The sequence below is a fragment of the Glaciimonas immobilis genome, assembly GCF_011947285.1.
Taxonomy (GTDB): Bacteria; Pseudomonadota; Gammaproteobacteria; order Burkholderiales; family Burkholderiaceae_D; genus Glaciimonas; species Glaciimonas immobilis.
Window position 1 is genome coordinate 216366 of record NZ_JAAOZT010000007.1, and the last position, 15080, is coordinate 231445.

General features: G+C 51.7%; 14 protein-coding genes and 1 tRNA gene. 9 read left to right on the forward strand and 6 right to left on the reverse strand.

What is annotated here, in order from left to right; genetic code table 11:
* The first annotated feature begins 94 nt into the window (after positions 1–94).
* From HAV38_RS12815 to HAV38_RS12855, 9 genes are all read left to right on the forward strand, one after another.
* Positions 95–1678, forward strand: coding sequence for a hypothetical protein (locus tag HAV38_RS12815; protein ID WP_168055783.1), 1584 nt, complete (start codon positions 95–97; stop codon positions 1676–1678).
* On the forward strand, positions 1675–2982 hold the full coding sequence (locus HAV38_RS12820) for a hypothetical protein (RefSeq protein WP_168055784.1): 1308 nt from the start codon (positions 1675–1677) through the stop codon (positions 2980–2982). Before HAV38_RS12815 ends, HAV38_RS12820 begins: the two co-directional genes overlap by 4 nt.
* A 37-nt stretch (positions 2983–3019) precedes the next feature.
* Complete coding sequence (locus tag HAV38_RS12825; protein ID WP_168055580.1) at positions 3020–3829, forward strand: hypothetical protein; 810 nt, start codon at positions 3020–3022, stop codon at positions 3827–3829.
* Entirely contained in the window at positions 3829–4401 is a 573-nt protein-coding gene (locus HAV38_RS12830; RefSeq protein ID WP_168055785.1) for a DUF4376 domain-containing protein, read from the forward strand. The genes HAV38_RS12825 and HAV38_RS12830 overlap by 1 nt, the downstream gene beginning before the upstream one ends.
* Before the next feature lie 31 nt (positions 4402–4432).
* Positions 4433–6676: an SGNH/GDSL hydrolase family protein gene (locus HAV38_RS12835; protein ID WP_168055786.1), complete on the forward strand. Its 2244-nt coding sequence runs from the start codon at positions 4433–4435 to the stop codon at positions 6674–6676.
* 123 nt (positions 6677–6799) lie between these two features.
* Positions 6800–7120, forward strand: a complete 321-nt coding sequence (locus HAV38_RS12840; protein ID WP_168055787.1) for a hypothetical protein — start codon at positions 6800–6802, stop codon at positions 7118–7120.
* On the forward strand, positions 7121–7303 hold the full coding sequence (locus HAV38_RS12845; protein WP_168055788.1) for a hypothetical protein: 183 nt from the start codon (positions 7121–7123) through the stop codon (positions 7301–7303).
* Complete coding sequence (locus HAV38_RS12850) at positions 7287–7766, forward strand: glycoside hydrolase family 108 protein (RefSeq protein ID WP_168055789.1); 480 nt, start codon at positions 7287–7289, stop codon at positions 7764–7766. The genes HAV38_RS12845 and HAV38_RS12850 overlap by 17 nt, the downstream gene beginning before the upstream one ends.
* A gap of 108 nt (positions 7767–7874) precedes the next feature.
* Positions 7875–8432, forward strand: coding sequence for a hypothetical protein (locus tag HAV38_RS12855; RefSeq protein ID WP_168055790.1), 558 nt, complete (start codon positions 7875–7877; stop codon positions 8430–8432).
* 140 nt (positions 8433–8572) lie between these two features.
* Here HAV38_RS12855 and HAV38_RS12860 read toward each other — a convergent pair.
* From HAV38_RS12860 to trxA, 6 genes are all read right to left on the reverse strand, one after another.
* A tRNA-Leu gene (locus HAV38_RS12860) sits at positions 8573–8657 on the reverse strand.
* A gap of 113 nt (positions 8658–8770) precedes the next feature.
* The gene (locus HAV38_RS12865; protein WP_168055991.1) at positions 8771–10168 is read right to left on the reverse strand and encodes an MATE family efflux transporter; all 1398 of its coding nucleotides are present in this window, start codon (positions 10166–10168) and stop codon (positions 8771–8773) included.
* A 93-nt stretch (positions 10169–10261) separates the two neighbouring features.
* A complete protein-coding gene (locus HAV38_RS12870; protein WP_168055791.1) occupies positions 10262–12022 on the reverse strand; it encodes an ArnT family glycosyltransferase in 1761 nt (586 codons plus the stop codon).
* Between the two features lie 417 nt (positions 12023–12439).
* Positions 12440–12709 carry a type B 50S ribosomal protein L31 gene (locus HAV38_RS12875; protein ID WP_168055792.1) on the reverse strand — a complete coding sequence of 90 codons (270 nt, stop codon included), beginning with the start codon at positions 12707–12709 and terminating at the stop codon, positions 12440–12442.
* 587 nt (positions 12710–13296) lie between these two features.
* The gene (gene rho, locus HAV38_RS12880) at positions 13297–14559 is read right to left on the reverse strand and encodes a transcription termination factor Rho (RefSeq protein ID WP_108440853.1); all 1263 of its coding nucleotides are present in this window, start codon (positions 14557–14559) and stop codon (positions 13297–13299) included.
* A 139-nt stretch (positions 14560–14698) separates the two neighbouring features.
* A complete protein-coding gene (gene trxA / locus HAV38_RS12885) occupies positions 14699–15025 on the reverse strand; it encodes a thioredoxin TrxA (RefSeq protein ID WP_168055793.1) in 327 nt (108 codons plus the stop codon).
* Positions 15026–15080 lie beyond the last annotated feature (55 nt).

Genomic DNA, 15080 nt, shown 5'->3' on the forward strand with positions numbered 1-15080 from the left:
TACTAGACCGATACTCGAAAGCGCAATTCCACTTACGGGCCGCGCTTTAGCTGGACTTGGCATTTCTGGCGCTGCCGCTGGCGTCGGCGGGGAGTTGGCGCGGTCCTCCGCTGAAAAATCAGGGGCAAGTAAGGACGTGCAAAACCTTGCTGAAATGGGCGGCGGCATGGCGCCGGGCGCAATTGGCCTTGGTGCTCGGGAGCTGGTTAGAGGCGGAAAAAATGCCATGGCCAATAGCATGAAATCCATCTTTGACCGACCATTTGCCAGAGAGGGTGCTGAGCTATCAAAAAGCACAGGGATACGCCTGACGCCGGGGCAGGAGTCCGGACATCAAGGAATTTCTCTTGGCGAGAACTCGGCGCGGCAATCCTTTGTCACGTCCGATAAGGTGCTGAAAGCCGATCAAGAGCAGGCGCAGCAGGCCATTGCTGCCGTTAAAAAGATCGCAGATGGTATTAGCGCGCAAGATTTAAGTAAAGCGGGGATCGGTGAGCGACTGCAAACTGCCATGAATAATGCAGTAGAAAATATCGCCAAAGTCAGGAAATCAACGGGCGATAAGGACTACGCTGAGGTACGCGCCCTTGCCAATGGAAAGCCGGTTATCCCCTATAACAATGTGACCAAGGAATTACAGGCGATCATTGAGGAAAATACAGGCGTCGTATCGGCCGACGCAAGGAAAATAGTTTCGCAGGCAAAGAGTCAGCTTGCCGAAATGATGGAAACGCAAGAGCCTAGCAAAATACTAAATGCAAACGGCAAGATTCCGCCGCCGCCAAAGCCCCTCCCAAAAGTTGATGATGTTGAAACGGCGCGCCGAAACAGAAGCTCATGGAGTAAAGCCGCTCGCGGGCAAGGAGATATTTTTACCGATGTCAGCCCTGATGCAAACCGGGTCGTTGCGTCACGTCTGGCGCGCGCCATTGGAAAGGATTTCGAGGAAGCATCAAGCGCAAAAACGCCATTTGCTGATGCGCTGAAAAAAGCCAATAAGAATTATGCCGACTACTCCGACTCAATCACGTACGTCAATAATTCTTCACTCGGTAAATTATTGGGCATTGAGACTACCGACGCCGGGGTTACTGGCGCTATCAGCAATACAATCTCCGGCGAGAAGGTCGCACAACGATTCCTGGCGATGCAGCCAAGTGAGGCCAAGACCGTTGCAAACATTCTGAAACAACACGCGCCAGATGTTTTGCAGGAATCGAAGTCGTATATCGTGCGCGATGCTCTTAAAAAAGGCTTGGACGTACCGATCAGCAAAGGCGCTAATGCGATTCCGCTGAGCTATAACAAGGTCATTAAGGGGCTTCCCGACAATGAATATTTGGAGGCGGTCGGCTTCACCCATAAAGAGGTTCTGGAAATAAACAATGTATCGAAAGCCATGCAGCGCAGTGGCGACAGGTCAGGCATGAACTTTTCCGGAACTGCGCCAATGAATCACTTTATTGAAATGCTTGGGACTCTTACGGGCGGAACTAAAAAGATACTGAGTACCGCCGCTCAAGTCACCGTATTGAACAAGATCGCTTCAGCCATGACCAAAAAGGAGGGCAGAGAAGCATTAATGACGATTGCAAAATTCGACCCGAGAAAACAGGCAAGTAGGGAAATTACCAAGGCGGTCACCATCATCAACGCAGAGAATACGGATAACAAATGAATATTTTGCTTATTGATGTTGGTGGAAATTTTCTCGACTTGGCACTGAAATGCAAAAATGCCGGACATGCCGTTAAATGGTTTTTAGCTCCCGACAAGAGCGGCAAGCGCCTGCCTATCGGTGATGGGCTGGGGATTGAGCGAATCTACGACTGGAAAAAGTGGATGCGATGGGGGGAGGTCATTATTACTTCCGACAATACCCGTTACATCGCCATGCTGGAGCCGTACCGGAAATATGGGTATCCGATCTTCGGTTGCAACATGGCCGGGGCTGAAATGGAATTGGATCGCAGCGTCGGACAAAAGGTTTTCAAGGATCACGGCGTGCAGATCATGGATTACAAGACATTCCATGATTACGATTCCGCCGAAGCCTTTGTAAAAAAGACGATGAAGAGGTACGTCAGCAAGCCATCTGCTGACGTGGACAAGGCATTGAGCTATGTTTCTAAGTCGCCCGCCGATATGATCGCCATGCTGCGCAGATGGAAGAAGATAGGTCGGGCCAAGGCTCCGTTCATCTTGCAAGAATTCCGTCCAGGCATTGAGCTTGCCGTAGGTGGTTGGATCGGACCGAAGGGATTCAGCGGCGCGCTCAATATCAACATCGAAAACAAGAAGTTTTTGAACGGCGACTTGGGTTGCAATACTGGCGAGCAAGGGACCACCATCATCCCTATCAAGACGGATAAGCTCGCCAAAGAGGTTCTGTTCCCGTGCACCGAACACCTGATGAAGATCGGCTATGTCGGCTATGTTGACGTGGCGGTCATTATCGACAAGGACGGAGCTTGGCCGCTGGAGTGGACCATGCGCTATGGCTACCCGCACTCGCAAATTATTTCCACGCTGAACAAGGGCGACCCTGTTACATGGATTGCCGACCTGATGCATGGGTATGACTCGCTGGAATTGACGCAGCAGGTCGTCAGTGGCGTGGTTGTCACCATGGGAGACTTTCCCTATAACAACATACCTCGGGAGCAGTTGTGCGGCGTGCCGATCTATTGCGATACCTCGGACGAGAATTTGCACCCTTGCGAGATTATGGCGGGGACCGCGCCGACTATGGCTGGCAATAAGGTGGTGGACTTGCCTTGCTGGACATCGGCGGGTAATTATTTATTTGTCGCCACCGGTGTCGCCCCTACCATTTCTGGTTCGCTGAAGCGCGCCTACGAAACCATAGAAAAGGTGGAGGTGCCAAATTCCATTGGCTACCGCACGGATATTACCGCCAAGTTCAAAAAGCAACTTCCAGAGTTGCAGAAAATGGGCTATGCCACAGGACTGACCTACTAACCGCTCCGGCGGTTTTTTTACGCCCAAAGGAAAATAAATGACAGCAATTGTAAGTCTTCCGCTGACGAATCAACTCACGAACGGCACGACGAATGACGCTTCGCAGGTCATGGCCGACCTGAATCAGATCGCCAATAACGTCAATTCATACGCCGCGCCGCTCGACTCGCCGACGTTCATCAACACACCGCGGGCGCCAACTCAGGCATCTGGCGATAGCACTACCTTGCTGGCGACCACAGCCTTTGTCATTGGGCAAGCTGGTACAGCCTTACCAACTATGGATGGAGCGGCAGCGGTCGGATCCAGCAATCTATACGCCCATCAAGATCACGTACATCCAAGCGATACTTCGCGTCAGGCTGCGCTTGGCTATGCACCCGTTAATCGCGCGGGAGATTTAGTTAGCGGCACTCTTACCGTAGCTATAGATGGTCAAGTTGGCTATACAACTGCCGCACTAAGGGCTGTAACAGCTAGTCCATCGGCTGGAAATGCGATTGTCTCACTAACGACTTCTGGCGATGAGGGAGTTTCAATCACAAAGGTTCGTGGCGCTATCGGGCTATCAATTTTCAATGGATCAAATGCTCTTGACCCCTTATCTGTTGCGCAAGCATCTCTATCCACTCACGCGCTAACACTTGGGCAGGCTAATTCCCTTTACGTAACTCCTGCGCAAATTATCGCGTCAGGTTCCATTGGCTCATACGCTATCAGCTCAAATTACTCCGGCGCGCCCGGACTATCTGGAACGTGGCAGTCCAGAGGTTACGCATACGATTACGGCTCTGGCACCGATGGTAATCCCTATACAGAACACACACTTTTTCAGAGGATTGCCTAATGAGTGATTTCACTTACTCGGACGTTAAAAGTCCGGTGCAGATTTCAGCAGGCATTTCTTGCTGGGTCAAGTTCAATGCGTTCTCTGGCTACGTTCAATTTCTGGCGACGTCGAACGATCCTGAGTTACACGGACAGCAAATTTACAGCGAGTGTATAGCTGGGAAGTGGGGCGCTATATTACTCCCGACCGATGCGCAACTTCTAGCCGCTGCACAGTCCACGCAGATTGCTTTGCTGTCAACGGCCTGCCAAACGGCAATTACCGCTGGCTTTACCTCGTCGGCACTCGGGACCGCTTATACGTACCCGTCCAAGCCGACCGATCAGGCCAATTTGAGCGCTTCAGTGGTTTCGTCCTTGATCCCAGGGAATGCTTCTGGCTGGACGACGCCGCTTTGGTGCGTGAGCGCGGGCGCGTGGGCGATGGTCCCGCATACCGCTACGCAGACACAGGTGGTGGGGCAGGATTGTAAGGTGGTGGTGCTTGCGTTCATGGCTAAAAATCTCACGCTCGCCGGGCAGGTGATGGCCGCAACGACCGTGGCAGCAGTTAAGTCCGTCGTTTGGTAATTTTTATTTAATCAATTTACAAGGTGGAAAAATGTCTTTACTGACCGAATTAAATGATGCCGTAGCGAGCATGAGAGTCACATCTTCCGCTCAATCTGGCGTGCAATCCCTAATAGTTAATCGGTACTATGGCGCATATGCGGCAGACCCTCTTACGCGACCCGATGGCACGCCAAGGCAAGTTTCAGATCGGTATTTCAACACGACCTCTGGTGCCGAAAAAACTTTCAATGGCACGATTTGGTATATCCCCAATATTGACTCAGCTGCACTTGCAACACAGGGAGGGTCGGCTTTGGTTGGGCATATCGCTGCCGGAAATGGCGCGCAATCGCGGACGGTGATGGCCAAGCTAAGGGAGATCGTCAGTATTGCGGACTACCCGGGCGGAGTCGGTGACGGGTCTACAGATTCGTACCCCGCCTACCTACTAGCACAGGCAGCAGTAGGCACTGGCACAATAAGATTCACTGGTCAGGCTGGTACGGTGTATTTTTTTGCGTCCTATCCAAATGCAGCCGACGTGCTGAATGGACCGCTCTTAGATGTAGACCCCGGCGTAATTATCCGTATCCCGCAAGCTCAAGGATTGGATGCCACATACGGCAATGGGTCAATCCGGGTCACTCGCACAACGAGATTCCATCAGTCGATCAAGGATGTGACTTTTTATGTTTCGCCGCAAACTTCCTCCTATGTGGGAGAGAAATTGCAATGGCCTATCGCCGCCAACGCCGACCGCACGACCGTAAAGGCTGTTGACTGTACAGTAGGGGTTTCCCCTCTAAAACTGAACTGGGACGGCGGGGGCGACGCCTTCGTAACCGATACCTTCGTGGCGTCCGCCGCCGCCAGCTATTCCTGCGGCACGGCGATGGACGGTTACATACATCTCGGGATAGCTCCGCTACTACCAGGAGACGTATTAAGCGCAAGTTTTTCCGCTTTTAACAACACTAATACCACGCTGTTTGTGGTGGTTCAATGCGATGGCGGTTATTACGGTGTCTACGGGAACAACGCTACCGGGTACTTGACGCAGTTCTATAAGCTCACCGGCATAGCTCGTCCAGCCCCGGTAACGCTGACGCCAGAATCCTTGCAGCACGCTAGCTACTTCCCGCTAGCGTCGGTAATGTCGATCAAGGTGCGCGACCTACGCCACTTCTCAATCTGCCTTAATGGGGTGTCCGCAGTTGACGTGGAAACCGCCAGCAATATCGTCAGCGCAGGTTTCGGTAATTACACGACGACTGGGGCCGGGCTGACCGTGCAGGATGTGATGAAAATCCAGAATACTCCGATAGTCCAGGGGGTTACCGGGTTGACGCTCGCCGTATTCGGAGATTCAATTACCGCTGGATCCGGTGTGCAGCACATTTACGGGTCGTGGCCCGAGCAACTGAAATGCATTTTTGATGGCGCTTGCGGAGTGCGAATTAAGAACGTGCTTAATTACGCTGTATCTGGCGCGACGTCCAGCACGCAACTACCTCTCTGTACCGCTGGAAATATCGCTGGGGCGCAGTACGTAATGTTTTTAGTGGGTACAAATGACATCCAAGGGGCTGGGTCGGTAGCGACCTATCTCGCCAACATGGGGGCTATGATTGACACCTGCGTGACCGCAGGGGCGAGGGTAATTGTAGGTATCCCGCCGATGTTTTACAGCATGGCTGCGGCAAGTGGGCGCGGCAATAACACAACAAACTTCGGCATCGGGTCGCCCTACCGCTCAGGCATCATGCGTCTTTGCGCCACTAAAGGCGTGAAGATGGTAGATACCATGGGGGGGCTCGGGAATATCCTAGCGACGTACTTGGACACGACGTTCGCTCTAGACTCAATGGTGTATGACAACGTGCATCCCACGATGTTTGGGCGCTTGCTACTGGCGCAGCTATTCGGTAACGCGCTCCTAGGGGACCTCGCAAGCGTCAACCTTATTGCGGAGAACGGCACGCTTTTACCAACTGCCAGCCTAGCAGCCGGGGCGTTGTTTACCACGGACCCCGCCACTTTCAACGTTGATACGAAAACGGGGGAAATCAGTGTATTCGGGGTGGTTGACCTACCGGCATCGGTCGCGGACGGTACGACTATATACACGTTGCCTACAAAACTGAGGCCGCGTGCAACACTGCGATTCGCTTGCTTAAACAGCACCTTCGGCACGTCTTACCTTGTGATCGCGCCGACCGGGGTGGTACAGGTGTATAAGTCGCCTGCCGCCGGCGGCTACGTATCGATGCAAATGGCGTACAACAAGCAATAGGCTCAAACGTAAAGAAGTTGTCCTCTGTTTTACTCGATTTAACCCTTTCAACTTCGGCTTTTGTGGGCAACACGAAATTCATCACGACCACCTTCGGGTGGCTTTTTCATTTCCGGAGAAAAAATGCTTCCTAGGCTCAAAATGTTCTTTATCTGGCTGCTATGCCTCGTCGTCACGCCGATCATGATTATTGCCATGTTGGCGCAGACGTTATTTGGCTCGATTCTACGCGCAAAGAGCATGGCGGTATCGCTGGACGAATGCGGAAATTGCCTGTTCGGCGGCGATCCGCAAGAAACAATTAGTCGGCGCACTGGGATGGCGCTCATCGCGGGTAAGCGATGGGCCAAGATCGCCGCGCCTTTCATCGACCTTCTGTTCGGAAAAGGCCACTGCCTAGCCAATGCCGCCGCAACTCCACTTTCTAATAACCAAGGTAAATAAATGGAACAGGTGAAACATATGATGGATGGTATTTCAGTTATGGCGGTACTCACGAGCTTTTCAAACATCTTTCCGGCTGTGCTGTCGGTTCTGTCGGCTTGTTTGGCAATCGTGTGGTACTGGATTCGCATCACGGAATATCTCAAAAGCAAAAAGGTGATTTCTGATGACAAAATTCGCTGACGCCTTTACTGCTCTAATTGGAAACGAGGGCAAATATTCGAACAATCCTGCCGACCCTGGCGGCGAGACAATGTGGGGGGTCACTAAGCGGGTGGCAGTCGCCAATGGCTACACCGGCAACATGCGCGACCTGACACTTGATGTCGCTCAGACTATCGCCAAAACGCAATACTGGGACAAATACCGATGTGATGAATTCGACGCGCATATCGGCTTTCAGGTATTTGATGCAGCATATAACGGCGGCCATCCGGCGCAATGGCTGCAGCAGGCGTGCGGCGCTGTCGTGGATGGCGCAATCGGACCCGGCACCATTGCTGCGGTATGCGCTGCGGATCCGATGAAAGTTGTAATGCGCTTCGACGCGTACCGACTGCAATATTTGGCCTCGCTCAAGATGCCAACATTTGCCGATGGTTGGATGAATCGGATTGCTAATAATCTCCTGATTGGCGCGCAATGATCGGCATACCCGAACTGGTAGTCAGCACCGGCATAATCATTTTTATTATTTTCGCCGGGATGGAAATTTACACGCACACAGGTGCAAACGACAAAATAGAGGATGAAGATGAGTGACTGGCAAAGTACGTTATCGGTTATTGAGCGGCTGGCCCCGACTATTGGCACGGTCTTGGGCGGTCCATTGGTCGGCGGTGGTATATCGGCGCTTGAAGGCGTATTCGGGCTAACCCCGGCACCAGCTGCCGCAACCAGTGATCGGCAATCAGCCATTGCAGCGGCAATTAGCGGGGCCACACCCGATCAATTGCTTGCGCTCAAGACGGCAGATCAAAATTACGCGGTCGCAATGTCCGGGCTTGGATTTAAGGATAAGGAGACTTTGGCGGCTTTAGTCGTGCAAGATACGGTCAGCGCACGAACGATGCAGTCGGATACTAAGTCGTACATGCCGCCTTTGTTCACGATATTTGTGACCATCGGCTTTTTCGGCATGTTGCTGTTGCTGATGTTCGTCAATGTTCCCGAGGCAAATAAAGCGATCCTTTATGGCTTCACCGGAACGCTCGGGACCGTTTGGGGGGCGTCGGCACACTTCTGGTTTGGCGATACGCAGGCTAGCGCGCGGACCACTGAATTGTTGGCGCAATCTACGCCGCCAATTTAGAAGGGGCAGCGCAGGAATTCATCCGGGCGAATGGGATGGCGAAGTAGTTTTGCGGAGCAAGCCTGTTTTTGCGGAGCAGACAAAGAAAAAGGAGTTACAGACATTTGCCAGTAACTCCTTGATTTTACTACGTTTTCTTCTGGTGCCGAGAGCCGGAATCGAACCGGCACGCCTTACAGCGCGGGATTTTGAGTCCCGTGCGTCTACCTATTCCGCCATCTCGGCAACGCGTGCAGCATTATGGCGTATTTGATTGGTTCGATCAATAGCTTCGCGTCTAAATATGTCTTTTATTTGACAGTGCGTTGCAGAGATGTGCCGGACACGCTGATATTGCGTTAAGGCCGTTGCTCTAGCGCTCGCCTTTGGACCCGACGTAAATAAAATAGCAGGCTGAAGGCAACTAACGCAATGCTGGCGCTGTTACCCATCCAGAAACCCGATGCGCCATGTAATGAGGGTGGACTGATGCCGTATGGATTCAGCCCAAGAATGTAACCAGATACCAGCCCGACGCCCCATAACGATACTGCGTAAATAATCGTAGGGATTATCGCGACTTTGTAGGCACGTAAAACGAACGCGGTGCTGCATTGTATGGCGTCGAACAATTGGTAAAATCCGATAAATATAAAAAGCGGCATGGCCGCGGCAATGATAGTTTCATTCGGTGTGTAAGCTCTAATGATAGTCGCGCGCGACAGCCAGATTATTACGCCAAGGCTGGCCGAGCAAAGTGCTGCCAGCCGGATGCCGGAATAGCCGACCTGCTGGGCCTGATCGAGTTGCTTTGCGCCGATGGATTGCGCCACCAGAATGCCGGTGGCGATCGCGATGGACAACGGCAGCATGTACAGAACGGTAGCGAAATTGGCAGTGATTTGATGACCTGCAACAGCGGTCTCGCCAAGTCGCGCAATAAAAATCGCCATGAAGGTGAAAGCCGTTACTTCAATAAAATAACTCAGTCCGGTTGGAATGCCTAATTTTAATAAGGCACGTTGCGCCTTCCAGTGCGGTGTCACGAAACCGCTATGAAACAACGCGAACTGTTTATAAAAATTATTGTAGCGCAAAATCGTCCAGCCTATTAATAGCATAAGCCACGCAATAAGCGTGGTGGCGATGGCGCAGCCAGGACCACCCAACGCGGGTATGCCAAATCCACCGAAAATAAATAGCGCGTTCAAGGGGAATTTAAGCATCACACCGACGAGTTTGATCGCCATGACCATCTTAGGCCGCGCGACCGCGGTATTCAACGCCGAATAGACATTGAAGCCGAGCGTCGCCGGTAGCGCTAGCGCGAGAATCTGCAAATATAAAATGGCTTTGGCGCTGAGTAACGGCGACGCCTGGGCGATGGATAGAAACGGTTGTGGAAACAGCAGTACGATGCTGCCTAGCAGCGATAGAATCAGCGCCAGCCAGGTGCCTTGCTTAACTTGATAGCCGATTTCTGCCATCCGTTTGCCACCATATAATTGGCCGATAATGGGCGAAAGGGCTTGTAAGACGCCACTCAGGCCGACAAAAACGCTGACATAAATTGCGCCGCCCAACGCCAGTGCGGCGAGATCGGTGGCTGAATAACGTGAGGTCATGGCGGTGTCGATAACGCCATTTAGTACGAGTGCCAATTGCCCAACCAAAATGGGCCACGCAAGTTTAATAATGCGGACCGTATTGGATCGACTTAGGCGAGGTTTAGCTTCGTGAAGAAATGAAGGTGTAATAGTTGGCTCGGAAGTTAGTGGTTACTATGTTTGACTGCGGCATAGACGTTCGATAGGACGAAATCACAGGCTGGATTTCCGAAGCGCGCTGGACTAGTTGTCAACGCGCTGATACAGGCGGAACCGCTCATCCCGATCAGAAGGGCGGCGACCGCTCCAGAGCAATTTCCAGCGCCCACTAAATGCATGTTTAATGGCCGCGTCGTCAAATTTAAGGCTATTGTTGTCCTGAAAAAGCAAAATATTGCAACGTTCCTGGCTTAGTTGTGAAAACGGAATATTGCCGAAGTAAGCAAAGGAAGCACGTTGTGCTGGCCCGACATTGGTATCGACACATTCACTGGTCGAGGGTAAATGTGCGTTGATTTGTGCCGCGACACCAGCATAACTTTTGCCGTAATTAATCCATGGCAGCCATAGCGTCATTAATAGCAGCCAACACAATACGACACCACCCGACGATAACACGACCGCACGCCAGAGTACCGCCGGTCGCCGTGACAAGCGCCAGTTGACTAACATTATCCAGCAGGCCGAACCGAGGATCGCAATAACCACCGCGGTCAGGTTGAAGCCTGGCTTGAAGCCCGGTGCCAGCTTATAGGCGTTTTTGGCGATCTGCGCGGGCCAGCCGGTTTCTTTGGCAAGCCATCCAATCCATATGAACGCAGCACATGTGCTGAGTGTCATCACGGAAAACCAGTCAACCGCATTGATGGCGCCACGTTTCATGGTGGGCAAGCCAAAAGCGGCCAGAATGACCAGGGGCGGCAAGAGCGGTAATAGCACCCCTTCGTCTGGTCGGGGCATCAGCAGAATCATGACAGTAAGGCTGATAAAAATGGCTAAAGGCAGCGCAATGTGCAGCGTTTTGCGTTGTTGGCGCCACGCATAGACCGCCCAGCCCGCAAACGGCCACGCTGGCCATGCAAACCAAATGCCGTATTTAAAATAATAAGCAGCCGCATGTAACGAAGGCCAGCCAAATTGGCGTAGATGCTGGTTACTCCAAAAGGTGAAACTATGGCTTTCCGGTAACAGACAATAACCAGCAAGAAACCATGCGCCGCTGATAATGACGGCTGCAGGTAAAGTTACTAAAAGCAGATGTTTAACGAGCGATTTTTGCCGAAAAATGGCTAAAAAGCTCAGCCCGATGAAGACGGTGACCGGTACCCCAAATCCACGCGTGAGCGTGAGTAAACCCAGCGTCATGCCAAGTAATGCTGCGCTGCGGACGCTATCCGTGGTCGGCGCAGGGGCGCTGGTTCCTTGTGCGATGGTGCGAGAATCAAACAAGCGTATGGCGAGATAGATGGCATAAGCCACCAGTGACATCTGCAAGCTTTTCGCGGTCGTTTCATGGCTATGCAGCAGCAAGCCAAGGCAGCCGAGATAGATCAGAAAAGCGCCGTCTGCAAGCGTTCGCCCAAAATCTTTTGGCTCCGGTTGACCACCAAACGCCAACCGCAACGGTTGGGCTTCGGTGCGGCGGCCCAGTAGGTACGTTGCGTACCACACCGAAAGTGAGCCAATTAAAAAGAAAATGATTGTCGATAGTCTTGCCGCCAGCGGATCGCCTAATAGCCAGCCGAATACCTTGATGCAGATCGCGCCGATCCAGAAGGTCAGTGGGCTTTCGCCCGGCAGGGGTAACCCTGCTATTTGGGGTGCTAGCCAGGTGTCGAGTCCGCCGTGCGCCATAGTCCACATGATGCCGAAACTGGATGCGTCATCATTTTTCCACGGATCGCGCCCGATCAGGCCGGGCAAAATGTAGAGTAGGCCAAGCGCCCACAGTCCCCAGCGCGGTAATGCGCTGGTAGCGGAAGCGGGAAGGCGGACTGGCTTCATCACGATGTGCTTTTATGAAAAATTGAAGTGGGAGGTATTGTGCCGCAAAAATCGCGCATGGCACAGAATAATAGATTCGGAACAGCGGTAATCATAGCGGCTGGTCTGAAGCGTGGTTACTGGCTAAAGGGGTAGGGATTGACTACGGATTGATTTCAAATACCTCCGCAGGTAGCACCGAGGCCCAAACTGGTGCCTAAACTCAGAGGCAAAATGAAATACAAAGCGCGTCAAACGCCATTAAGTCTTCTAAACCCGTGCAGAGTGCGCTGATGCCATCGTAGAGGAATAAGTTGACTTCAGGCTTCCTGACGATGAAAAAATGTCAGCTTACTTCAGGGCCAGGCAATTATTATAGACAATTAAAAAAAGGCAGCCATGGCTGCCTTTCTTGGAAACATCGACTGGACTGATAAATTAGCCTGCAGCGACTGATGTTTTCGATCCAACAGTACCAAATTTCTTACGGAATTTGTCAACGCGACCAGCTGTATCAACGATTTTATGTTGACCAGTATAGAACGGGTGCGATTCCGACGAAACTTCAATCTTTACCAAAGGATAGTCTTTACCTTCGAAGTTTGCCATTTCGCGCGTCTGGATAGTCGAACGTGTGACGAATTTGAAATCGCAAGACATGTCCTGGAACAAAACTTCGCGGTAATTTGGGTGAATGCTGTCTTTCATAATTGCCTCTGAAAATTAGGTAGCCAATCGTCACTTCGTCGGTCGCCATGCTTCTTGACCCGATTGTCGATCACTTGCCAAGGTGGAAAACACGCGATTATACAGTAATAGCCGAATAAAACGCCGATTTTGTGATGCCCGTCAATGAACGGGCTGAATGACAAACAACAGTAGCCGCACCCTTATGCAACGGACGAAGAACGGAACCCGCCATCCCAGTCGACGATTTGTTCTGGTGCGCGCCAAACTAGCAAACCGTAGCCAAGGGCAGCAGCAACGATAATGGTGACTGACTGGCTGGTAGACGGCGAGTTGACATAAATCCTTTGTGACCGAAGGTAGAACATCCGTCTCAGCGCTTATTTATCAACTTTGGACCTATGCATCCCATCGGGAGGCTATCGTTACACGCTTTCCGTAAGGGATGTGGGTACCGACCGTAAATTGCTTTGTTTCCAGTACAAGCAGTCACTTCATCTCCTGTCACACTGCGGTGATGGCTGGAAAGTATAAAGGTCTGCGATGCTGAGGCATGGCAGACCTTTTTGATGCGACGCTATGAGAGGAGTCGCAATAGATGCGTTGCGTTAGTTGCCGCGACGCATCATGTCAAAAAATTCAAGATTGGTTTTAGTTGATTTGATCTTGTCCAGAATGAACTCCATCGCTTCGATTTCATCCATGCTGTATAGCAACTTACGCAAGACCCAAATTTTTTGCAGTTGATCGGGTTTGATCAGCAGTTCTTCTCTACGCGTGCCGGATTTGTTCAGATTGATCGCAGGATAGACGCGCTTTTCTGCCAGACGACGTTCCAGATGGACCTCCATATTACCGGTACCCTTGAACTCTTCGTAAATCACGTCATCCATGCGGCTACCAGTTTCGATCAACGCGGTGGCGATGATCGTCAGCGAACCACCTTCTTCAATATTACGTGCAGCGCCGAAGAAACGTTTTGGACGTTGCAGCGCATTGGCATCCACACCACCGGTCAGAACCTTGCCAGAAGCAGGGATCACGGTATTGTAGGCACGCGCCAGACGGGTGATAGAATCCAGCAGAATCACCACGTCTTTTTTCATTTCCACCAGACGTTTGGCCTTTTCCAGTACCATTTCAGCAACCTGAACGTGGCGTGTAGCAGGCTCGTCGAACGTTGAGGCCACGACTTCACCGCGCACTGAGCGCTGCATTTCGGTGACTTCTTCAGGGCGCTCGTCAATCAGCAAGACGATCATCACTGTGTCGGGATGGTTGGTCGTAATCGCATGCGCAATGTGTTGCAACATGACCGATTTACCGGATTTAGGCGACGCCACCAGCAAACCGCGTTGACCTTTACCGATCGGCGCGATCATATCGATGATGCGGCCGGTAATGTTCTCTTCACCGCGCATGTCGCGCTCTAGCGGAAGTGGTTTGTTAGGATGCAGTGGTGTCAGGTTTTCAAACAGAATGCGGTGTTTCGATGCTTCTGGTGATTCGCCGTTGACCTTGTCAACCTTGACCAGTGCAAAATAGCGTTCGCCATCTTTTGGCGTGCGTACTTCGCCTTCGATTGAATCCCCGGTGTGTAGATTAAAGCGGCGGATTTGTGACGGCGAAATGTAAATGTCGTCGGTGGACGCCATGTAACTGGCATCGGGCGAGCGCAGGAAGCCAAAGCCGTCAGGCAGGACTTCAAGGGCGCCATCGCCGAAAATTTGTTCTCCTGATTTCGCGCGTTTTTTCAGAATGGCGAACATCAGTTCTTGTTTGCGCAAGCGCGCGGCGTTATCGATGTCTAAGCCGATTGCCATTTCGAGCAGTGCTGAGACGTGTAGCGCCTTTAATTCGGATAAATGCATAGTATATGAGTATCCCGGGGTGGGAATTGTCTGGTGGGGGAGGGGACTTCGTGGTGTGAGTAGTATCTTACTTGTACCGTGTCTCTGAATTTATAAGCGGCGATGCAGGCGCACCACCGCTTCCTGTCAACAGTTTACATCAAATATTGCTATCGATGAAGGATGTTAGCTGACCTTTTGTTAAAGCACCGACTTTTTGGGCTGCAGAAACGCCGTTTTTGAACAAAATCAACGTCGGAATGCCGCGTATGCCAAACTTGGCAGGAACCGCCTGGTTTGCATCCACATCCATTTTAGCGATCAGAATTTTGCCATCGTATTCTTTGGCGACTTCTTCAAGAATTGGTGCAATCATCTTGCATGGACCACACCACTCTGCCCAAAAGTCGACCAAAACGGGTTTGTCTGATTTAAGTACATCTGCTTCAAAGGATGCGTCGGTAATATGTTTAATGTTTTCGCTCATGGTTTCCTCAAGAAGAGGGAAAAAAGAATTAATGTGCCAAGACAACTTATCCGCT

Bases quoted from the DNA above. Each gene is read 5' to 3' on its own strand.
- HAV38_RS12875 (WP_168055792.1), bottom strand. From the start codon at position 12,709: ATGAAAGACAGCATTCACCCAAATTACCGCGAAGTTTTGTTCCAGGAC.
- HAV38_RS12835 (WP_168055786.1), top strand. From the start codon at position 4,433: ATGTCTTTACTGACCGAATTAAATGATGCCGTAGCGAGCATGAGAGTC.
- HAV38_RS12870 (WP_168055791.1), bottom strand. From the start codon at position 12,022: ATGAAGCCAGTCCGCCTTCCCGCTTCCGCTACCAGCGCATTACCGCGC.
- HAV38_RS12840 (WP_168055787.1), top strand. From the start codon at position 6,800: ATGCTTCCTAGGCTCAAAATGTTCTTTATCTGGCTGCTATGCCTCGTC.
- HAV38_RS12850 (WP_168055789.1), top strand. From the start codon at position 7,287: ATGACAAAATTCGCTGACGCCTTTACTGCTCTAATTGGAAACGAGGGC.
- trxA (WP_168055793.1), bottom strand. From the start codon at position 15,025: ATGAGCGAAAACATTAAACATATTACCGACGCATCCTTTGAAGCAGAT.
- HAV38_RS12845 (WP_168055788.1), top strand. From the start codon at position 7,121: ATGGAACAGGTGAAACATATGATGGATGGTATTTCAGTTATGGCGGTA.
- HAV38_RS12825 (WP_168055580.1), top strand. From the start codon at position 3,020: ATGACAGCAATTGTAAGTCTTCCGCTGACGAATCAACTCACGAACGGC.
- HAV38_RS12855 (WP_168055790.1), top strand. From the start codon at position 7,875: ATGAGTGACTGGCAAAGTACGTTATCGGTTATTGAGCGGCTGGCCCCG.
- rho (WP_108440853.1), bottom strand. From the start codon at position 14,559: ATGCATTTATCCGAATTAAAGGCGCTACACGTCTCAGCACTGCTCGAA.
- HAV38_RS12830 (WP_168055785.1), top strand. From the start codon at position 3,829: ATGAGTGATTTCACTTACTCGGACGTTAAAAGTCCGGTGCAGATTTCA.
- HAV38_RS12820 (WP_168055784.1), top strand. From the start codon at position 1,675: ATGAATATTTTGCTTATTGATGTTGGTGGAAATTTTCTCGACTTGGCA.